Origin of the sequence: Tunturiibacter lichenicola, assembly GCF_051013355.1 — a bacterium.
In the GTDB taxonomy this organism is placed as follows: domain Bacteria; phylum Acidobacteriota; class Terriglobia; order Terriglobales; family Acidobacteriaceae; genus Edaphobacter; species Edaphobacter lichenicola_F.
The window spans coordinates 2,104,050-2,126,745 of the sequence record NZ_CP132944.1; the positions used below are offsets into that span (position 1 = coordinate 2,104,050).

10 protein-coding genes are annotated in these 22,696 nt (G+C 55.4%); 3 read left to right on the forward strand and 7 right to left on the reverse strand.

Going from position 1 to position 22,696, the window contains the following annotated elements; translation table 11 throughout:
• The first annotated feature begins 276 nt into the window (after positions 1-276).
• On the forward strand, positions 277-1,470 hold the full coding sequence (locus RBB82_RS09030; RefSeq protein ID WP_433974793.1) for an acyltransferase family protein: 1,194 nt from the start codon (positions 277-279) through the stop codon (positions 1,468-1,470).
• Positions 1,471-1,493: 23 nt separating this feature from the next.
• Positions 1,494-2,321, forward strand: coding sequence for a DeoR/GlpR family DNA-binding transcription regulator (locus RBB82_RS09035; RefSeq protein WP_433974794.1), 828 nt, complete (start codon positions 1,494-1,496; stop codon positions 2,319-2,321).
• 113 nt (positions 2,322-2,434) lie between these two features.
• Here the strand turns inward: RBB82_RS09035 and RBB82_RS09040 are convergent, their stop codons facing one another.
• The gene (locus RBB82_RS09040; RefSeq protein ID WP_433974795.1) at positions 2,435-5,860 is read right to left on the reverse strand and encodes a TonB-dependent receptor domain-containing protein; all 3,426 of its coding nucleotides are present in this window, start codon (positions 5,858-5,860) and stop codon (positions 2,435-2,437) included.
• Between the two features lie 453 nt (positions 5,861-6,313).
• Between RBB82_RS09040 and RBB82_RS09045 the strand changes: the two genes are divergently transcribed.
• Positions 6,314-7,417 (forward strand): phytoene/squalene synthase family protein, encoded by a 1,104-nt coding sequence (locus RBB82_RS09045; protein WP_433974796.1) that lies wholly within the window; start codon positions 6,314-6,316, stop codon positions 7,415-7,417.
• A gap of 21 nt (positions 7,418-7,438) precedes the next feature.
• Here RBB82_RS09045 and RBB82_RS09050 read toward each other — a convergent pair whose 3' ends face one another.
• The 6 genes from RBB82_RS09050 to RBB82_RS09075 form a co-directional block, all read right to left on the reverse strand.
• Positions 7,439-8,407: an FAD-dependent monooxygenase gene (locus tag RBB82_RS09050; RefSeq protein ID WP_433974797.1), complete on the reverse strand. Its 969-nt coding sequence runs from the start codon at positions 8,405-8,407 to the stop codon at positions 7,439-7,441.
• Positions 8,400-8,981 carry an FAD-dependent oxidoreductase gene (locus RBB82_RS09055; protein WP_433974798.1) on the reverse strand — a complete coding sequence of 194 codons (582 nt, stop codon included), beginning with the start codon at positions 8,979-8,981 and terminating at the stop codon, positions 8,400-8,402. Before RBB82_RS09055 ends, RBB82_RS09050 begins: the two co-directional genes overlap by 8 nt.
• 79 nt (positions 8,982-9,060) lie before the next feature.
• On the reverse strand, positions 9,061-10,248 hold the full coding sequence (locus RBB82_RS09060; RefSeq protein WP_433974799.1) for an alginate lyase family protein: 1,188 nt from the start codon (positions 10,246-10,248) through the stop codon (positions 9,061-9,063).
• A gap of 101 nt (positions 10,249-10,349) precedes the next feature.
• Complete coding sequence (locus RBB82_RS09065; RefSeq protein ID WP_433975355.1) at positions 10,350-19,349, reverse strand: immunoglobulin domain-containing protein; 9,000 nt, start codon at positions 19,347-19,349, stop codon at positions 10,350-10,352.
• Between the two features lie 943 nt (positions 19,350-20,292).
• A complete protein-coding gene (locus RBB82_RS09070) occupies positions 20,293-21,084 on the reverse strand; it encodes a c-type cytochrome (protein WP_433974800.1) in 792 nt (263 codons plus the stop codon).
• 153 nt (positions 21,085-21,237) lie between these two features.
• On the reverse strand, positions 21,238-22,458 hold the full coding sequence (locus RBB82_RS09075; RefSeq protein ID WP_433974802.1) for a PQQ-dependent sugar dehydrogenase: 1,221 nt from the start codon (positions 22,456-22,458) through the stop codon (positions 21,238-21,240).
• Positions 22,459-22,696: the final 238 nt, after the last annotated feature.

Sequence of the window (22,696 nt, forward strand, 5' to 3'; positions counted from 1 at the left end):
GCTGACTGAAACCGGCGAGCAGAACCTGTTAGACATCGTCGGTCTCAGGTATGAAAGCCAATCACCAAAACCAATTCGCAAGAAATCGAAATCTTTAATCTTTCGCATGAGAGTATTTGAATCAAAGGTGACGTGTCAAAGCAATAATATGCTCTTCGGTGAAGATATATGAAAGGTAATGAAGGTTATTCGTGCTAGAATCGGCACACTGCGACGCAGTTACAACATATTAACTATTCGTTGTAGAACAAACCAGACTCCGGGAGATCCACTTTTATGAGTGAATCTGTGGGTGCAGCACCTCCGCAGCGTAACGTTGCAGTCGATGCCTATCGTGGTCTCGTCATGTTGTTGATGATGGGCGAAGTTATGCAATTTGAGACAGTTGCCCACTCATTCCCAAATAGCACACTGTGGCGCATTCTTTCCTTCAATCAGACACATGTTGAGTGGGTCGGGATGGGTCTGCACGACATGATTCAGCCGTCGTTTACCTTTCTTGTCGGCGTTGCGCTCCCCTATTCCCTGCGGAGCCGCCAGCGAAAAGGTGAGACCTTTCAACGGATGATTGGGCATACGATCTGGCGAAGCTTTCTTCTGGTCGCGCTGGGGATCTTTCTGCGATCCATTCACAGCGAAATGACGAATTTCACGTTTGAAGATACGCTGACCCAGATCGGCCTCGGATATACCTTCGCATTTCTGCTTACTTTTGTCCGACCACGCTGGCAGTGGACCGCCTTTGGAGTGATCTTGTTTGGCTACTGGCTGGCATGGGCTCTCTATCCAGCTCCGGGAGCAGATTTCCCCTACGCTTCCGTCGGAGTGCCTGACGACTGGCATCAGCATCTCTTAAACGGCTTCGCCTCGCACTGGAATAAGAACAGCAACCTTGGACAGGCCTTCGATCTGTGGTTTCTGAATCTGTTTCCTCGACCGAGCCGCTTCCTGTTTAACGACGGCGGATATCTCACACTCAGCTTTATTCCTACGCTCGGCACCATGTTGCTTGGGTTGGCAGCCGGCCGCTGGTTGATTGCGGACCGGCCAAACGTCCCTATGCGCAAGTTCCTTACGGCAGCAGCGGTCCTGATAGCTGCCGGGCTCTTGCTGCATTATTCTGGCATCTGTCCCATCGTCAAAAGAATTTGGACACCTGCGTGGACCCTGTTTAGCGGTGGAATGTGCTTCCTCTTTCTGGCTGTTTTCTCATGGGTCATCGACATCAAAAAGAACACTCGTCTTGCGTTCCCGCTAGTCGTCGTTGGGATGAACTCGATCGCAGCTTATCTAATGGCTCATCTTTTTGAGGATTTCATCCAAAGCAGTTTCCGCATCAATCTGGGCATGCCGACGCTCAACATTTTTGGAACCGCCCTCGAGCCCGTTACGCTTGGGCTGCTAACACTCGCGGTCTACTGGCTTATACTTCATTGGATGTTCCGGAACAAAATTTTCCTTCGCATCTGATTCAAGAGAGCGGAGTAGGTGAAATGAAGAAAGAAGTAGTTGTGAACCATGCAGGTGAGTCGCGTGTGGAAGAGCCTCTGCAGGAAGGAATGATGGCAGAGGAACGGCGAATGCAGATCCTGCAGATCCTAAGGTCCGAGGGTCGGGCAAAGGTCAACGAACTCGTGCGCCGCTTCAATACTTCGGCCGTAACCATCCGCAGCGATCTCAATGAGTTGGATCAGCGCGGCCTTGTGCAGCGCTCACACGGTGGTGCCGTCATTCAGGATACCGTCTTTCGTGAGTCTCCGGTACAAGAACGAATCAAGAGTCAATCGAAGGAGAAACAGCGCATTGGCGCAATGGCTGCGACGCTCGTTCGAGAGGGCGAGACGATCATCCTTGATTCAGGAACCACGACACTTGAGGTAGCCCGACATCTTAAGAACATTCCAAATCTTCAGGTCATCACGAATGGGGTAAACATCGCATCCGAGCTTCTGGGTTCGCGCAACACCCAGATCATCATGATGGGAGGCACCGTCCGTAACGATTCAGCTTCAATCGTCGGTCGTGCGACCGAAGATATGCTGGAACAGTTCTCAGCGGACAAGCTCTTTCTCTGCGGCGCAGGCTGCGATCCTGACTTTGGTGTTAGCGGTACAAATCTGGAAGAGACGATGGCCAATCGCGCAATGCTGCGTGCAGCGCGGGAGATCATCGTAGTAGCCGATGCCAGCAAGTTCGGCAAGCGCAGCATGTCCCTGATAGCCTCATTTTCCGAGGTTGATATGGTCATCAGCGATGTAAGCTTGCAACCAGAATTGCAAGACCGGATTCGATCTTTTGGTTGCAAACTGGTTCTGGTGTAGAAGGAAAGGGATACTGCGTCAGTACTATTTTGATGTTTGCCTCTTTTGATTTTGCTCAGTACATAAAAGACCGCGTCGGCTTAGCCTTCGCGGTCTTTCTAGTAAGAAGTAGTTTAGTAGTAGAACTTCAGGCCGATCTGTATGAGCCTTGGGTCTCGAGCTGCGGTCACAACTCCAAAGTTTGTTGAACCGAATGTAGTGGCGTTATTGGAGTTTTGTGGACCGGGAGCCGCAAAGAGGAAGTTCGGATGATTGAGCGCGTTGTAGAACTCTCCGCGTAACTCAAACCGGCGAGCCTCTCCTACAGGAATTGTCTTGAGCACCGAGATATCCCAGTTCTTCACACCTGGGCCGTTGACAGTATTAAGCGATACGTCCCCGAAAGATCCGAATGCGGGATCCTGAAAGGCACAGGTGTTGAAAAACGTGCCGCCCGCGCATGGTTTCCCTGAGGCTTTCTGTCCTGGCACAAAGTCGGGCCGTTGTTGCCCATCAGAGTTTGCAAAGTTCGCATTGGAGTCGGTGACCGTATACCAGGTACCAGAAGATAGCGTAGCTATACCTGACAACTGCCAGTGCCCAATAAGGTAATCAAGAGGCTTTCCGGCAGAGCCAGCGAGTGCTTGCCCAGTCCCAATCGGAAGATCCCAGGAGTAGCCCGCCGTGAAGCGATGCCGGACGTCGAAGTCCAGATTTCCATACTCGCCCAGCAGTCTGATGTCGCGGAAGGAGTCGTTGTTTTGCGCTCCTAGATTGGCGTTGGAGGAGTTGCCCATCCCGTGGCTATAGGTATAGTTCACGATCGCTGCTACTCCATGGCTCAGGTGCTGCTCGAGTTTCATCTGGCCAGAGTTGTAGTTAGTGAAACCGTCCGAACGCAACCATCCAATCGAGGTATCGAGGGAAGGAAAGGGACGGCGCGGGGCGGATGGCGCGGACGTATCCGCGGTAGGCGAAGCCTGGTTGACGTTTGAGAAGGTATAGAGGTGCGTTCCTTTGGATCCTACATACGCTACCTCAATGGTCATGTGTGGAGTGAGTTCATGTTGCACTGTCAAATGCCACTGCGCTACGTAGGGCGTCCTCAGTTTGTCTTCCGAAAAGAGATTGGGTGTATTCGGGTCACTCAGAGCATCAGACGGAAAGCCGTCCGATAGTGTACGAAGGCCTGGGATCGAGCAGTCCGTGACAGAGGCATACGATGCGAGGCTACAAGGCGCAACATAGTTTTGTGACGCGAAGTAAGGCGGATTAAAACCAGGACTTGGATTACTGTACGGGCCACTCTCTTCACCGTTGAAGAAGAGACCACTGCCTGCACGTAGTACCCACCCCGGCGAGAACTGGAGAGCCAAGCCGAGGCGCGGCGAAATGTTGGTATAGATGGGCGGAATCAATCCGTTCGAAGCCGTTCTGTTCACCGTGAGCAATCCTGCAAGCGTCGGTGTCAGAACAGCGCTGTTGCTACGAGGGATGTCGAGGTCGCCCGTAACGGGATTGAAGTTCGCCTGCGAATTGTGCCGTTCAAGAATGGCGGAGAAGAAGTCGTAACGAATGCCAGCATTGATTGTCAGCCTGGGCGAGGCGCGCCAGTCATCCTGCAAGAAAATTCCAAAGACTTTCCTGTTGTAGTCGACGTTGTTGATGTTGTTGATACCGCCACCATCCGGCTGACCTGTGAGCAGAGTTGCCAATCCGCTTCCACCGGTTCCCTGTGCTGCTGGATTATCCGTGAACTGAGTCCCGAACGTTAAGGTTCCGCGCGGTGCTGCAGGCTGGAAGATCGTGAACTCTTCCGGCCGTATCTCGCCACCGAACTTAATGCTGTGCTCACCCGCAATCAGAGTAAAGGTGTCGGATAACGAATAGGTGTTTTGAATCTCGTTCGAAGGAAGATAGGTAGGACTGCCAAGGGTAGCCACATCGTTGAAGTACATCTGCGGCAGTCCGCCGTTATCTGTGCCTGCCTGATATGGAACCCCAGGAAAACCAACCGTCTCTGAGACGTCGGTGTTGGAGAAGAACTGGAACCTGTTCGTATGAAGCCTGTTGTAACCGATGCGAATCTCATTCACGCGTGTCGGAGAAAATACGTGCGTCTCACTCACGGCGACTGAGTAAGCATTATTTTGTCCCACCCCTGTAAAGAAGCCGCCGCCGTCTGCAAAGCCGGGAAACGTTGCTGGAATCGTTGAAGGAGAACGGCTCATGCTGAACCGATAAAAGATATTGTCGCTATGCGTCAGCACCTGGTCGACACGAACATCGCCCTGGTTCGCGTTGCGAATCAGGTTAGGATTTGAAACATAGTTGTAGCCTGAACCGTTTGCATTCGATGCCGGATAGAGAGCCACCAATTTGGCCCCGAGCGAATCGATACTTGCATTGGGAATCACGTTTGATGGTGTGCCATCCGGGTTATAACCGAACGGAACGCCGCAGTATCCGGTTGGACTCGCCGCCGAAGCCTGAGTCAGTTTCGTGTTGAATAGCTCTCCGTTGTAGGTCGGATTGCCATTACAGTCTTGCACCCCTGTAGGCGAAGTAAGATCGAGCTGGCTCGAAAAATCTCCTATACGTTGCTGTGCAGTGGGAACCAATGCGGTGTAGGTCTGCCCCTGCGACAAACGCAGACCTTCATAGTCCGCAAATAGAAACAGCTTGTTGTGAATAATCGGAAGACCGATGGTCGCTCCGAACTGGTTCTGATGATAAGCAGGCAAAGTTTGATCGAAGTAGTTCCGAGCATCAAACGCCTGGTTGCGCAGGAATTCGTAGACGACGCCATGGATATGATTCGATCCACTCTTGGTCGTAGCATTCACGACAGCGCCGGTAGCCCGACCGAACTCGGCAGAGTACGAGTCGGTCTCGAACCTGAACTCCTGAAGGGCATCGACTGATGGCATCACGACATAATTTGCCTCGTTCAAAAGATCGGGCAGGTTTGAGTTATTGTCGATGCCATCCAGCAAGAAATTATTCTGCAGGGACCGAGCGCCGTTCGCGCTGAAACCGTAACCTTGCTCATCTCGGGCGCCTGGCTCACTCACTGTCACGCCTGCAGATAACTGCGCGAGTTGGACTGGATTTCGACCGTTGAGTGGAAGCGTTTGCATCGTACGGCTGTCGATGAGTTGGCTGCGCTCCGACGTTGCAGTCTCGAGCACAGGCGCGGTATCCGTAACCTCAACGACTGCGCTCACCGAACCAGTTTGCAACGTAAGATCGATCTGCTGCCGCTGTTCAACACTCAACGTGAAAGGGCCGGCGGCGGCTTGAGAGAATCCTGCCGCACTTATTGTCAATCGATAGGTGCCGATATGAACCGGACTGATAGTCCAATCGCCGTTCGCTGCACTCTTGGCGTGATAGACGAAGTTAGTCTCCGTATTTGTGAGTGTCACCTCCGCCGATGGAACGGTAGCTCCAGTCTTATCGGTAACTCGACCGGCCACGGTTGCCGTATCAATCTGCGCCTTCAGCAAAGGGACTGCCATGAGCAAGGCAACAAGCAGAATGAAATTTGATATCTTCACATTCCTTCGCATCTGCATACGGGCTTCCCTTCGGCTTCATGAATTTTCATTTGTTTACGTATTGTTGTGAATAATCAACCAAGCTTAATAAATTGTCAACTTATTTATGCGCTTATGTGACGAACGAAAGCTCTCAACATCATGCAAATTTGGCAGATTCGGAGGGATTTACCGATGTCTGTTTCTAAGGAGGATCTATCTTGGCCGAACGTCGACCTGGCTTGCGTCCGCGACGCTTTGATAAGCGGGTCGCTGGTGACGCCGGTCGAATCGGCGGCAAGCTATCGTCTCGCAAACACCATACGCATCCAAGTCGGAATTCCCAGACCGGGGATATCACACTCTCGGTCACAGCAATGAGGTTCGCCACTGGCGCGGATGCGTACTGGTAAGCAGATGCAGTGCCGCGACTGCTACAGATAGAATTGCTAGAGCGATTGAACATGAGAATCCATGTCTAACCCCACCAGGGCTGAGCTCCTCGGCCCTCTTCTGAAGAGTGTCTCCCGCTCTTTTTACCTCACTTTAAACGTGCTTCCAGCTGGAATGCGCGACCCCGTTGGCCTCGCATATCTCTTGGCACGCGCTGCGGATACGATCGCAGACACGTCCCTGATATCGCCTGGGAAGAGGATGGAACTACTCCTGTCATTTCGCAGTCAGGTGAACGGGGTTCCCGACAGTGACGCGTTGACGGCGATCAGAGCCGAAGTGGCCAGTCAGCAAATCGACTCCGAAGAGAAGCTTCTGCTCGAGTCCCTCGAACCCGCCCTCGCAGTTCTCTCTCAATTTGAAGAGTTAGATCGCGAGGCTGTGCGTGAAATCGTCGCTACCCTCACAGAGGGTATGGAGTTCGACCTGCGGACTTTCCCCGATGAAAATTCAGGACGCATCATCGCGCTTCAGGAGTTCGCGGAACTCGATCAATACACCTATATGGTCGCTGGGTGTGTTGGAGTGTTCTGGACGAAGATGACGTACGCCCACGTACCCGAAACGTTCACGGACCCTCCGGCATTGGTGATGGACCGTGGCGTTCGGCTTGGAAAAGCTCTACAGATGACAAATGTTCTCCGGGATTGCGGCAAGGATCTGCGAATCGGCCGCTGCTACTTGCCGGCCATGATGCTCGCTCGATGGGATCTGGAGCCACAAGACCTCTTATCGCCCGATATGTCGTTGCGCGCACGACCAGTCTTGTTCGAACTGGTCAGGAAGGCTCTCGATCACTTCCGTGCGGGGATTGAATACACGCTCTCTCTTCCCGCGCTCTTCGTTCGGCTGCGGTTGGCCTGCTTGTGGCCGATCCTCATTGGGTTAGAAACAGTATCGCTTCTAGTAGACAACGATCGGTGGCTGGATCCGGCAAAGGTCTCAAAGATACGACGCGGCGACGTATACCGAATCTTGGCAGTGTCTGTGCCGATGGTTGCATCAGACAGGCTAGTCCGAATGTGGACTGAGCGACTCATAGCGAGAATTGAAGCTCGTATGAAGGAGCTGTGGGGTGATTCAGATCCATTTGCACCAAAAAAATCCGTGGCTCAATCCAAATGATCCCGAACCCTTCCCTTCGATTTAATTCGCATCGCCAAACCAGCGTCTGACCGGTTCTTCGACCCCGCTGAAGTCGGTTGTCGACTCTGAGACCCATGCGACAAAACCATCGGGTCTCACCAAAATTGCGGATAGCCCCTTATTGTCTTTCGCATTCGCGGATACATAGTCCAATCGCTTCTTCCATGTGTGACTCAGAGTGCTAAGCTCTTTGCTCTCTGCAAAGTCGAGCAACAGACCCTTACCATCATGCAGGAGTTCGCCAAGCCGAGTGCCATCTTCAAACTCAAAATCAGGCGCGCTACAGCCGACCAAAGGGTGGTCCCCATTTAGGTTGTAACGCATGGACATACCGGATACCTTCTCGGCAAAATAGGTCGTCCCGTCCTTAGTCTGAATGAGATCGCGGATGACAGTCGCGATGGCGCGAGCATGAGGCTCAGGGCGCATGATCGCGACCTGAGCGCGAGTCCAGGCGACTGCCCATGCTCCGATAGGATGACGCTCCCCGGTATACGTGTCGAGAAGGCCATCGGGTGCCCAACCCTGTATCGTCGCGGCGAGCTTCCATCCGAGATTCATCGCATCGCCGATTCCGGTATTAAGCCCCTGCCCCCCGAGAGGCGAATGAACGTGCGCCGCATCACCGGCCAACAGCACTCGTCCTTTGCGATATGTTGTCGCCTGACGCGCGCGGTCGGTATAAGTGGAGGCTACAGTCAGAGCAGTCAGCGTAACGTCAGTTCCAGAGACACGGCGCAGAACGGCCTGCAGATTTTCCAGGGTCACCTCCTGGGTACGGTCGAACAAAGCATCGTCAAACTCGACCACGCCAATGCGATCGGGTCCAGGGCCGAGAAGGTACAGACCTGCCTCGGTGAGATTAAATCCGGGTCGCAGTTTCTCGGGATCGACGACCTTGACCGACGCGGTATATCCAGTGAACTCAGGCTCGGTGCCCTCAAATTCAAACCCCGCCAGCTTACGCACAGAGCTGCGGCCACCATCGCAAACCAACGAGCCACTTCCCTTGAAAGGATTGGTCCTCTGCATAAACGATGACACCGTCTTCGTCTTCGCTGAAGTTCGTGACAGTCGCGCCGCGCCGAAGATCAACGCCAAGCTTCTCAGCCCTCTCGGCCAGCAGTAATTCGATTCCCTCGAGACTGACCATACCGCCGGATGCGGACGGGCCCGCAACGACATACTTCCTGTCAGAGAAGTCGATCTTAGATGCATCGAGCGTAATGCCCGCGAAATGGCCGCCGAAGCGAGGAGCCTGAGTCGAACCTGTGTCGGCTGTACCGCGCAGTTCCAGCCCTTGCTTCGGCCCTGCACCCATCCAGGCGAGAGCACTCCCACGGACATCATCAAGTAGACCGCGCCGATAGAACGCTTCCACCGACGGAAAGTTCAGGCCGCGCATTCCCATCCAACCCGACTTCAGGGGCGACCTAGGATCTTTCATACGCTCAAGAACAACCACCGAGAGACCTGCCAGTTGAAGCTCGCAAGCGAGGAATAGACCTACTGGTCCGCCCCCGGCAATCACTACGTCATACATCTTGACTCTCCTCAGATGACGGCACTTCCGATGTTTTACGAGTCTGGATCGCGCGCGGTTCCCTTGTGTAGATGAAGCCTCAAACCCATAGCAGGGGCTGACGAATCGGATAGTTTCGAATAATCTCTTTGTCGGTCGGATCTGGGTTTAGCGTCTTCCAGAGCGCGATGTACTCTGTGCGATTGCAGCCCAGGCCGGAGAAGAGCAATCCCGGAGACCGCACCGGCAGAGCATCGAAGTGTTCAACGTCCTTCGCGTACGGCCACTTTTCTTTATCTTTCAGAAAGGGGTACAGAAACTCCGCTGCCTTGCAGAGGCCTCGGCCATCGGGCAATGTGAAGATGGTGAGGTCGGCCCCGGATCCCTTAAGCGATTGTGCCAGGCCAGCCATCACATCAAAGTTAAAGATGGAGTAGCTGTAGGGCTTGGTACGAACCAGCTCTTTCGGAAAAGAACCATCCATGCCGAGTTGATCAGGGAGCAGCTTCCCGGTGAACCAGAGGCGGATTTCATCGCGGGTTCCCTCGTCGCCGGCCAGCCGCGCAAACTCCGAAGCCTGCAAGGCCCAGCAGGTGGCGTGGTTGTTCAAGGTGGCGCGCTCCTGCTTTCCCTTCTCGCTGTCTTTCATCCAGCTCAAGTACTCGCGAAACCATTGCTTCACGCTCTGCTGGTCTGCTGCAGAGAGCGCTTCGGCACCCAGAAAGCTTGCAGCTCGCGCCACCTCAACCAGATGGAGGGTGTCGATAATGCCGTAGTTGCGGCCGGTGGAGGCGCCGTGCACTCCCTGGGAAAACTCGAGGTTCGGGTTCATGCGAGTTTCGGGTGTCACGAACCAGGCTCGCAGGTGGTCGCCAGACCGCTTAGCGTAGCGGCGGTCTTTCGTCAGCAGCCATGCCGCCGTGAGAGCCGGCATTCGGACAGAAAGATCGATCATCACCCTGCGGTGATCGTTAAAGTTCTCAGGATTACTTTGGCCGTCCCGATTGATATATGGTCCATCGGGGTTCTTTGGGTTGGGCCAGAAGTAGTCGGCCTGAGAGAAGAAGTCGTGCGGGCCGCCTGGACTCTTGGGGGACTGAAATGCCGTAATGGTCACCGGCTCCATCGGGAAATACTGCTTAGCCGCCTGAAGGACTCGGCTCCGGTCGGTTTGCGCCACTATTTGATAACCTGCGGATCCGGCAGCTGCCCATGCTGAGCGTGTCCGTACAGCAATTGTCACCATAGCCACGCCGGCGCAAAACTCTCTTCGATTGAGTGTCATCATTCCAACCCTGTTGAGATAGCTCAGCAGAGACGTCCCTGCAGGGCGACACCACCGCCAAGCTTACTTCGCCAGTCTTTTGAAAACGACAGGCGAAGTTCAGGTTACCAGCCAATCGCTACAACCAGCGTCTTAGGTGAGTTGCAGCTTACGTCGGATGAGTATCCACCATTGTCATCATAGGGGAATGTGTACTGCTGGCCGTTGATGGCAATCTGATGGAGGAACTTACCGTAGTAGCTGAAGGGTTCGGTCTGGTAAAACTGATCCGGGTTGCCCCACAAGCCCTGATTCGCGAGTGAGCCGTTTGGGTTGAAGGTTCCGGCAACTCCTCCCACATGGCGGTAGATCGCCGCGGAGAGACCAGGGAAGGCACCCAAGCCGTCACCATTGGGAATCGCCGGTGGAGTAGCGGTAATTCCGTTGACTGCCCATAGCTGGTTGATCCAGTCGTTGTAATAGCTCACGTATGGACCGCCGGTATCGAATCCGCCGTCGCCTGGAGAGACAATCCGATAGGGAGCTTGCACCTGCGCAAGTGTTTGGAAGTTCGGGGGGACAGCATTGAGATAGCGTTGAAACGTACTCGCTCGTGATTCCGCGAAGGCTCCGGCATTTTCACCGATCGCAATATTGGTGCCGTCGCCGCAGGTCAACTGGAACGCATTCTTGATGCCAAAATTATCGACTCTGGTCGTGTCCATATTGATGAAGTAGGTAGTAGTGCTGTTCCCGGCAAAGCCGATGGTGTACTCCAGGAAGTCAGAGTAACTGTTTGCGTTCTGGCTCGGCGTCCCAAGATAGATAGGGATTCGACCTGATGCACCGGCAGGCAGCTGCAAGATTGGTTGTGCGGCGATCGAGTTTGTCACGGTCACACCATTAATCGTTGCGCTCCAGAAAACTTGATCGTCAGGGTATTGTCCATTAGTCCGGTTCAGGAACTTCACTACGAGCACCGCACCGGCAGCAGTTGGCGGCAGGTTGCTGGTATCCCAGAATGGCGTGGCATTTCCGAGAGCCAGAGACGTTGCGCTTGCGGGACCACCTACAGTCGTTGTGCCGTTCGGACTGCTTGCCTGAACGATGTAGTAATAGGTCGTTGCTGCTGTAACTACGGCGTCATTGTAAAAATTGGACTTTGTGCTGCCAACCTTGGTCGTACCGGATGGAGTGAAGGTCGGAGCCGTGCTGCGGTAGATGTTGTAGTTCACTGGCGCCGGCGCGGTGCTTGCAGGGAAGGTAAGGTCGATCTCATTGGCGGACGTAGCCGTCGCTGTCAACTGAGTTGGCGGCGCGAGCGTCGCTGCGCTGACTTGATTCGAGAACTGCGATGACACACCATCCTCATCCACGGCCTGAACGACGTAGTAATAGTTTGAAGATGCCGGAAGGCTGGTGTTGAAGAAGACAGGATTCGCCAGTGCGACAGCGATCTCGTTGCTCAGCGAGGGAACAAACCCGCTCGTCGAACTGCTGTAAACGTTATAAGTGACATTGGTGCAGTTTGCCGGGGGCGCAATGGCTGCCCAGCTTAGTCCGATGGCGCTCGAAGATGCACCAGTTGCAGCAAAGCCGGCGGGGGCCACCGTGGGCACCGAGATACAGGAGTTCGCCGGGTTTGTCGAAGCGCTTATCTGGGCAGAAGGCACCGATGCGCCGTCTGTATCCACCGCTTCGACGACGTAGTAATACGTCGAGGAAGCAGCGAGTCCGGTGTTCGAATAAGACAGGTTGGTAAGGCCGCTCGCGATGAGATTGGATGCGGAAGGAGTAAACCCGCTCGTGGTGCTGCCATACAGGTTGTACGTAACGGCGCAATTCGGTGGAGGAGTCACCGTCTGCCAATTCAAGTTAATGATGCTGGGAGAGGTTGCTTGCGCGGTGAGCCCGGTTGGCGCGGCCGCGGGTAGGAGCGTGCAGGTGCTAGGTAGTCCGCGAATCTCAATGCCGCTGGATTTAGGCTGGTCTTTGGACCCTCTTATATAGCTGATGACAATCTGTCCCTGCGGGTTCGCTGTGGCGGTGAAGGGTTCGACCAGAGCGATGTTCTCGCCACCGGCCTCTTGAAAGATATCCAGATTGGCAAGGACCGTGGTTCCGTTGATCGCGACACTGAAGATGCGGGATCCAGCGGTCTTAAAAAAGTTCTCCGCAAAGTGCAGCAGAACGGTATAAGAGGCACCGGGCTGCAGACCGGGAATCGTGTAGCTGAATGCGCCATTCCTCTCCGTCTGGTAAACCGCTTCCGGAGCGGCGTTGGTTACCCCCGCGACCGAAACGGCGGCACCTGAGCCCGATGTTCCACCGGTGTCGTAGTACTCGTCGGCAACAAAAGATGCATCGCCGCCATTGGCGTTGCTTACCGCCGGACCGCCTGAGTGGATCGCAATAATCTCCGATAAAGGTGATGCCGTGGTCGTGTCCTGAACCTGAGCAGAAGGTGTCGAGTTCCCTGCCCCATCGACTGCTTCGATGACGTAGAAGTACGTGGTGGATGCAGCCAGACCAGTGTTCGTGTAGAGGTTTGAGGTGAGTCCACTGGCTACCAGGTTCGTCTGCGACGGGACAAAACCGCTCGCAGTGGTGGCGTAGACGTTATACGTGATGCTACAGCCAGCCGGAGTTGTATCCGCTGTCCAGGCCACGCTGATGCTGCTGACTGAAGCTGCATTCGCCACCAACCCAGCAGGCTGCGCAGGGACAGTAGTGCAAGGCGTGGTGGGCGACGAAGCAGACAGAGTTGTCGCACTCACCTGTGTCGAAGCTGCAGAGCTGCCGACAGCGTCCACTGCTACTACTGCGTAGAAGTAGGTTGTGGCAGCCGTGAGGCCGTTGTCAGTAAAGGAAGTTCCTGTTTGGCCGGACGCTACCAGGTTCCCCGACGCGGGCGTGAAACCGGACGTCGTGCCGCGATACACGTTGTATGTCACGGTGCATGAAGAGCCAGCAGAACTTGCACTCCAACTCAGACCAATCTGGCTGCTGGAAGCCGCCGTCGCGACGGGAGAGCCCGGAATGCCTGGCGCCGCTCCACAACCGGTGCTGCCGCCCGCTGTGACCGTAAGAGTTGCAGGTGAACTGGTCACGGAGCCGGCTGCATTTGTCACGACAACGGCGAAGGTTGTGCCGTTGTTCTTTGTGGTCAGGGCTGGAGTTGTATAGGTTGCGGCGGTTGCTCCGGCGATGGAACTGCCATTGCTTTGCCACTGGTATGCCAGCGGCGCGGTGCCCGTCGCCGTAACGCTGAAGGTGGCCGTCTGCCCAGCGGTTACAGCGATCGAGGCGGGTGGGACCGTAATGGCGGGTGCGATCGTCGTTGCCGGTGGTGTTGGTGATGAGGTTTGAGAGCCGCCTGTTGAAGGTGAGCCGGTAGTAGACCCGCAACCGCTAAGCAGAGCCATGCCAAACACGCACATCGCCAGCATGAGCTGCACACGATACCGTCTCTTCCTGCTAACAAAACACAGCGCAACGGCCAACATAGATCCTGGAAGCAAAGGGCTCAGGTTGTGAACTTCCGCTGATGTCGGAGGAACGTTCGGAGTCGCCACAACCAGTGAAAAGGTCGTGGTGTGATTCAAAGAACCAGCCGATGCAGTAACAGTAATCATTGAAGTCGCCATTTGAGGGGGTGGTGGCTGTACGCCGCAGCCGGTGAGCAATGTCATACTGGCGACGCACACCGCCAGCAGAAGAAGTTGCAGACCACGCCGCTTCCTTCTGCCGAAGAAGTACAGCGCAACCGCCAACACCGATCCTGGAAACCACGGACTGGATTTATAGCTGGCGGTAGAGGATGCCATGGTGGTCTTTACGGTTAACGTCGAGACCATATTGCCGGTCGACGTAACGGTGGTGGGAGAAAAACTGCACGTGGCGTCGCTGGGCAGACCGGAGCAGGTGAAGTTCACGGCCGCGGTTGGGGTAAATCCGTTCTGCGGCGTCAACGTGATCGTCTCTGTTCCACTACTGCCTGCGGTCACCGGAAGCGATGCCGAAGAGACACTGAGCGAAAAGTCCGGCGTAGTAGGCCCAGTTCCAGAGCCTGTCATGGCACTAGACTGGTTCGAGGCCGTCGATGCGCCATCCCCGTCGACCGCCTCCACCACGTAGTAGTACGTCGTCGACGCAGCGAGGCCGGTGTTGGAATAGCTCGTTCCCGTCACTCCGGCGGCAAGCAGATTAGCGGCAGACGGAGTGAAGCCAGCGGTTGTGCTGCCATAGACGTTGTAAGAGCCGACCGAGCAGTTAGTCGGTGCGATCACTGCCGTCCAGTTCAGTCCAATGGAGCTGGACGAAGTCGCCGTCGCCTTCAGCCCTGTCGGTGCTGTGGGAACGCTGGAGCATGCTCCTCCGCCTCCGGTGGAGTTGTTGGTCACAGTAAGGACAGCGGAGTTGCTGGTTACAGTGCCACTTCCATTGGTTGCCGACACGCTGAAGGAGGCGCCGTTATCGGTAGCGACGGTTGGCGGCGTGGTGTAAGTAGCGCCTGTTGCACCGACGAGTACGCTTCCGTTCCTGAGCCACTGATAAATTGGCGCGGGCGTGCCGGCAGCAAACACCGTGAACGTTGCTGATTCTCCCACGGCTACCGTTGTGGATTGTGGTTGTGTTTCGATGACCGGAGCCTGAGCCCCTGACGCACCCGAGCCCGTAGCCTCAGTGCACAGCGTAGCGCCGGGGAAGTTGTTGGTTACGTTGAAGGTGCTGCTGCCGTCAAAGTTGACGATCGCGGTCTCGGTCGCATCGTTCGGATCCAAGGTGGAGGTCCATGTGCTCCACGTACCCGGGAAGGCGCAGGACGCGTTGTTGTTGCCGCTGATGCCAAGCGCTTCGATCTCAGTCGGAATGCGCATATTGATGCTCTTGCAATAAGCCGCCGCACTCACGCCGGTGAACTGCGAACCAATCGCGCTATCCGTCTGGATGGTGCGGGTCCAGGTCAGACCAAGCACGTTATCCATTACCAGTGAGGGGTTGGCGGAGCTGACGGTATAGCGCTCGCTTGGACCTCCGCAGTTAGGGACGTTGTAAACCTGGAACTCGAAGATCGAGTAGCCAAAGTTACCGCTTCGCACCGTGGCGAACAGCCGGATATAGCGAGCCTGAACGGTATTAAAGGTGAGTGTCTCGGTACCGCCCACGCCAGCGTTGTTCGTGGTTGCTACGTTCCACGTTGGGTTGGTCGAAGGATCAGCGTCGGTGTACTGAATCTGGTACTGCGCCGCGTAGGCATTCTCCCAGTTGATGATCACCGTGTTGAAGGACTGCACGGAACCGAGATCCACCTGCAGCCACGAAGGATCGACGCCTGGGACAGGAGTTGTTGGAGGTGCACCTGCGGTCGCCGATCCCCAACGGGTATTCAGGTTGCCGTCAACGGCGTTCTCCGCTCCCAGGCAGCCGGCGCCGGTGAGAGGTGGCTTTGTCGTTGCATCCTTGCATGCGTTTTGTGAGGAGCTGGAAGTTGCCGTCTTATTCAGTGCAAGATTCACGCCTGGAGGCGCAAGCGTCAGCTGCGCCGCTGCACTCGTTACCGGAGCGGCAGCAGCGTTGTTGACCGTTACTGTGTACGCGCCGACATTGGCCGTACTCATGGTCGGGATCGTGTAGGTGATAATGCTCGAACTCTGTGTGTTGCTCAGAAGGATGGTCGCAGAGCCGCCTTTGGGTGTGAACTGCCACTGATACGTGTAGGGAGCAGAACCGGCAACCACGGCAGTAAACTGCACTGGTTGATTGGTCGCAACGATCTGATTGGCAGGCGAGGTAACAATACTTACCGGCATGGGCGCGTTAATGGTGAGGGCCGCCGTTGCGGATTGCATCTGATTGACGGGATTGCTGACAACGACATAGATGCTTGCTGTTCCGACGGCAGTCAGGATAGGCGTGGTGTAGCTAGGCTGCGGCCCGGTTTGGACCTGCGTGCCATTCTGAAACCACTGGTAGTTGAGCTGCGGGGAACCGGTCGCAGCCACAGTGAAGGTCGCCGACTGTCCGACGACGACGGTCTGCGTGGCTGGTTGCGTGGTGATGGCGACGCCGGCCGGTGCGTCCACGGTCAGCGTGACCGGGGTCGAGGTAACGTCGCCAAAGTTGCTATGAATCGCAACTGTGACACTCTCGCCGTTTTGGGCGAGAGTGGCTGCCGGTATGGTCAAGGTCGGGCTGGTTTGTCCCGTGACCTCACTTCCCGCAACAGCCCATTGGTAGCTGAGCGTTCCGGAGCCGGTGGCCGCAACAATGAAGGTTGCAGGTTGACCAGCCGTCACTGCCGTATCGACCGGTGGCACGATGATCGCCGGCGGCTGCGACTGAGGAGGTGCCGTAGGTGTAACCGAGGTCAGCTGAACGCTGCCGCTCGCAAGCCCCGGCGCAGTTGCCGTCACCGTCACAGTTCCAGGAGTGAAGGTGCTGCGCAGCGCGATCTTCTGCAATCCTCCTTCAAAGTTCAGCTCCGGGTCGCCGGGCGAATGGAAGAAGATATACGGTTCGCCGTTAATATCGTTAGTGTGCGCCTTCGAGAACGCATCCTGGTAATAGTCAGTCCACGAGGGATCCGCTACAAGCTGTTGCGTGCCGCCCATGTACGTGGCTGGCCCGGTCACCGTGAAGGTGACGTTATCTGCTGCGGTAGGCACAACGTTGCCGTTTGCGTCCTGCACCTCGGCCATCACAAAGGCCGCGTCAGAACCGTTTGAGGTCCACTGGAAGCTTGTGCCGTCTGGCTTGACTACCTCTGGAACGACACTAAGTACGATTTTGTTCTCGGCTCCTGCCGTCGCCACCGAGTGGGTCACGCCCGGAACCACATTGCCGTTCGTGTCCAGACACTCTGCCGTCACCGTGCCCGGAGCCCAGTTCACCATCCAGTGAACCTGGCCAGGCATGACCTTCGTGCTCTGACTCAGATCCGCGTGCGAGTTGATGTTCCAGGGATTTGGAACCTGGTCCGCGAGGATCGCTCCCGTCACCGGATCCTTGGCCACGCCATTAATCAACAGGCGAACCGAGGGACAGTTGCTGAATGCGTTCTCCTGAATCGGAGTCCCCGGGGTGTACTCATAGGCACGATTCCAATCATGTGCCAGGTGAACTACCGGTTGGATCGAGTAAGGAATCCAGTTCGCCTGGTAGATGTAGTACAAAAGCCGCGGGAAACGGTTCTGATCAACCGACGAGTAGCCGAGCGAACGCACAAAGTGCTGCATCGCAGGCTGATTTTGAAACTCCGCCCAGAGACTATCTTCACCCGGCGTATCGGCAAAGTACCACTGCGCCATGCCAAACGCATTCGCAGCTTTGCCCTGGCGCCAGTCGTCCAGGTATGGCGCCGCAAACGCCAGCTCATAGTCGTACGCATAGACCGTGTTGGCTCCGGTGCCCGTCTGGGTCCCGCGTCCTGTGCCCATATTGTCCCAGTACTCAGCACCAAAGGATGGGTTATTGGGATTCTGGTTCTTGACCCCCGTCTCGCAGCCGGCGCCGTCGCACTCGCCCATGAAGGAGTACGAAGGCGAGTAGGTGCGATCGGCCTGCACCCGCGGATTGATGTTGTCCCACGACGTCTCGATCGTCGCAAGCTCATTGGCCAGCGGCTGGTTCATTCCGCCGTTATCTTCCTCCCAGTCCAGAATCGAAGGATGGCTGCGATCGCGGATAATCATGTCGCGATGCACCTCCTGCTTCAACTGAAGATCATCTGCCGACGGATTGGACGAGGCATTCCAATGGCCTTCGCCATCCCCGCTGGGTTGATCGATCATGATGCCATACGCATCGGCGGCCTCGACCATCTCCTCGCTGCTGGTCGAGTGGCCCGGACGCCAGACGTTGCCGCCCTGAGCCGCAATCTGAGCCATGTCGCGCCACCACTGCTCATCCGGAACCGAAGAACCAAGCGCTGGATAGTCGTACCGGCTCGAACCTCCCCACAGATACATTGCATGACCGTTGAAGTAAGGAAAGTTCGCATCCCACGTAATGGTGCGAATCCCCAGCGGGCTCTGGAATGAATCCACCACAACGCCGTTCACACTGACGAGGTGATAGACCTTGTACATATACGGCTTTCCGTATATCGAGTTATTCGGATACCACAGGGTTGGATTCGGAACCGTAATCAGCTGCTGGAAAATTGGTGTCGGCGTCGACGGAAACGTGCCCGCAGTCATCGGGGATACCGATTGCGTCACTGGCGGCGCAGTCACCACCACGTTTCCGGCTGCATCCACAATCTGCGTCGTCAACGTAACCTGCTGGACCGTTGCCGTCTCATTAACAACGTTCGTCTGCACCTCGACAACCGCGGAGGCCGCCGTCGCCGTTACGCCCTCCGCGCCCGCCACCTCGGAGACCGTGCCTACATACGTACCCCACGTCTTCGTGTTGGAGTACACATTCAAAGGAATATGCACCGGATTGGTTACATATAGAAACACATTACGGAACAGCCCCGCCATATCCTGGCCGAAACGGAAGGAGTTTGAAAATTGGGGCTGCTCAAACCACGGACTCCCCCTGGAAACATCAATTGCAATCACATTATCTGTCGCGCCGTCGGCATGCAGATAGGGCGTGAGATCGACCACCACAGGGACAAAACCCACCACGTGCGTCGCCTGCGCATCGGCAGCGACCGCGCTGATACCAGGCAGCAAAGTACCATTGATAAAAACCTGAACCCCTGTATGCGCACCTTCGAGATTCAGAAGAAACTTCTGGCCCGCATACTTCGGGTCTACCTTGAAGTGCAGGCGATACCAGTTATTCTGCCCCGTATCAGAGCCCGCCCCACCCCCGGAGTCCTGATTGATAAAGGTCCGCGGTATGTTCGCGTCATAAGGCAGCCCCACCTGCTGCCACGCAGGGTCTGAGCTCTCCACAAAACTCGTCGTCGCATACGTCGCTGAGTTCTTCGTGTTCTCAAACCACCACTGACTCTGCGGGGCATTCGACGTCGAAGCAGCGTTCCCAACGTACGCCGGAACTCCAGCCGACAAATTAATCGTAAACCGCTGCGACAGCGGCAACGTAGCCTCCACCTGCTGCGCGTCTAACCTGCGCGAGCAGAACGTAGCTACAAAAAAAAGAACCATCACTAGAAAAAGGAGTGGCCCATTAACACTTTGCAGGCCGGTGGAATGATGTCGATTCCTACAAGTTGGAGAACTAAGATCTGGACTGGCGAACATCACACTGGAACTGGAGGGGCTTTCGACAACTTCGTACATGCGAAACATTTAATTCCTCTTTCACCGGATGCGATTGCCCGGATTCACTTCCTCTAACCAAAAGCTATATTTTTGCGTAAACAATCCAGCGAATACGTAGCCACATGTATATGGGAACAAAACGGTCCTGGCTTGGAGATGCTAACAAGAAACCAGTTCGCAGAGACGGCTGCAACTGGGTGAATGCGGCACTCAAGTACTGCTCAATCTGATCGGGTCGATACAACCACACTCGTGGAATGACTCTAAAGAGAGCTCAAAGGCTTAACCTGCTATCTTTCGCGTCTGTATCTGTAACTACGGAGGTCGAAGTAATCCTCGTCTTTTGCGGCAAAATAAAGTCTGAAAAATCTTTAAACCAACCGAAGACTATGGCTCCATTTAGGGATGGTCAAGGACACGAAAGTTGTAGCCTCATAGATAACTCCCGGAAGCATCTAACGAAGACGCCCTCTATCGTCCGACCTCAATGAACCCACGGCTCATTGGTCGAAGACGCGACAGACTAGAATATTCATAGGCTATATCTCAAGGCTATGCGCATCTGCATCTCGATAGATGCTCTGTAACTAGGATTGTCGGTGCAATCTCACTATCGAGATCTGCTCATCGCTTACGGGCCACGCACAACGTCTTCTGACAGAAGTCCGCTACCGGAATGCATCCCAAGCCGTCAGGACGACAGAACCTTATCGTCAAGATGTTACAGATGCCATGGTAAGAGTTTTTCGGTCAACGAAGTGAATCTCAAGAATTCAATGCGCAGCACCGCTGAAGACGGTGCAAATCGATACCCCTTCATGCCACGTCACTTCTGCACACTCTCATCCACAGATGGAAGTGAACCGAGATAGCGCACCAGGTCATCCAAGTCCTCTCCCTTGATCTTTTCTTCATACGAAACCATTGGATTGGTATCAAGGATCGTGAACTGGCGAAGTTCTGGCTTTGAATAGGTAGCTACTTCTCCCGAAGCATCGATGACTCGGACATCATGATCACTTTGGCTAAGAATCCGGCCAACAACAGTCTTTCCGCCGGCAGTGGTCAGTCGTATGAGGTTGTTACTCGGGTCGAGCGTTGCATGTGGGTGAACAATAGCATCTCGTATCTCGTCCGTTGTACGTCGCACTTTAAGGCCATTCAATGTTGGTCCGGTATACGCTCCTTGTTTTTCTACTCGATGGCATGCCAGACAACCATTCTCGGCAATGACGCGTTTCGCGCGATCGATCTCCGAAGAGTTCAGCGCCGCTGATCCACCAGAGACCGAAGAAAGCACTGGAGATTGTGCCGTCGCGGCTGTGCCAGGCCTATCCGTTGCAAAATATTTGTCCAGATAGACCACCACTTTGTCGATATCTTCCTTCGAGCCATCCGACCCGCGAGCCGCCATGTCGTCGACGCTTTTTCTCCACTCATCCGGCGTCTTCTTCGCACGGAGGACCATACCTGCTGAATGACAGTCCAGGCAGTTGTGTATAAATTCTGCTTTGCCTGTACCGTCCGGCAGATTTTGGGCAAACACTGCACTTGATAGGCAAAGCCCGCAAAATAACGCACGCATCGCCCCAGACACTAGTTGAAGTTTCCGGTCCATTCATCGTCCTCCCAGGTCTGCATCGGCATCTCCTTAGCAGTCGACATCTTCAAAGATGCGAACGTTCCGATCCGCCGCCTGCACAAGACGGTGGACCGGAACATTCATCTCGCCCGCAGACCGAATGCATTCTCCACGCCGCAAAACCTGCCTTTATTTTGGCGTCAGACGGAAGAGACCACCCGTCTTCGAATCTTCGATCATCCACAGCGCGCCGTCAGGAGCGACCTCAACGTCGCGGACTCTGTGACCTACATCCCATCGCTCAGCAGGCGTCGCTCCGCCCTTTCCATCGAACGTAATCCGGGTAATCGACTTCGATATCAGCCCGCTTGCAAGAGCTGAACCATTCCACTGCGGAAACAAAGCGCCTTTGTAAAAGACAAGGTTGCCTGGCGCGATGACCGGCGTCCAGTAGATGACGGGCTTGGTCAAGTCAGCTCGCGTGTCCGGACTCGGGATTGGCACATCATCGTAGTTGACCGCGTAGGAGACCAACGGCCAGCCATAGTTTTTGCCCGGTTCGATCAGGTTCAGCTCATCGCCGCCCTTCGGGCCATGTTCAAGCTCCCATAGCCGTCCATCGGGTGCAAAGGCCAGACCGTAGGGAGTACGAAGTCCCGAAACCCAGGTCTCCGATGGCGTCAGGTTGGGGCCGGGGAAGGTATACGTTCGTACGACAGGCGCCGTCTTCGCGGCTTCCGTATCCTCAGGCGGGTTAATGACGGGCACACTGGCCGCACCTGTCTTGCCCGCCATGGGATTCCCCGGAGCAGGTTTGCCATCGAGCGTCAGCCGCAGAATCTTACCAAGCGGCTGGTTCGGGTCCTGGGCTGGCGTCATGCGCTGCCGATCACCCACGGCGAGGAAGAGATATTTGCTATCCGGAGAAAACGCAACCGATGCGCCGAACTGTCCACCATCACCCCTCTCGCCGTCGCGCCATATGACCTGGAGCCCCTCGAGGCTCGCCGCGTCTTTGTCGATCTTCAACCTGGCCCGCGCAAGCGCCAGGCTCGACCCCCCGTCACCTGGCTCTGAATAAGTGAGGTAGACACTATGGTCTTTGGCATAGTGTGGCGAGAGAAATACGCCCAGCATTCCACCCTGACCCTTCCAGAGAACGGCTGGTATGCCGGTAACCGGCGTCTTTGCTCCTTGCTGGGTAACGAGAAACAAACCGCCGACCTTCTCGGTAATGAGCATCCGCCCGTCGGGCAGGAAAGCAATCTTCCAGGGCAGGTTCAACGTCGCCACCTGGGCCACGTTGAACGGCAGACTAGGCTCTGGCTTCTGTTCGCCTGCATTGATCTGCGCAGATGCGCGGCTCGCGGTCATAGCTAAGAACAGCCCCGCGATTGCTAAGTGCTTCATCTCGTTCTCCCTTTATTCATAGAGTGATCCAGCATCAAAAATCTGTCGCTACGCCAACGCTTGACGTCGCAATGTCTCGTCTCTTACTTATAAGGTATCGCGTTCTCACATCACTTTTGTCACAGCCGTCTTTCATAAACTCTACACAACGCGAGTATCAGAAAGATGCGTCCTCAACACGACACTGGCGACGAATCAAATTAAACAGGCAGTGGCTACCTATGTAGACGAAGCTCGA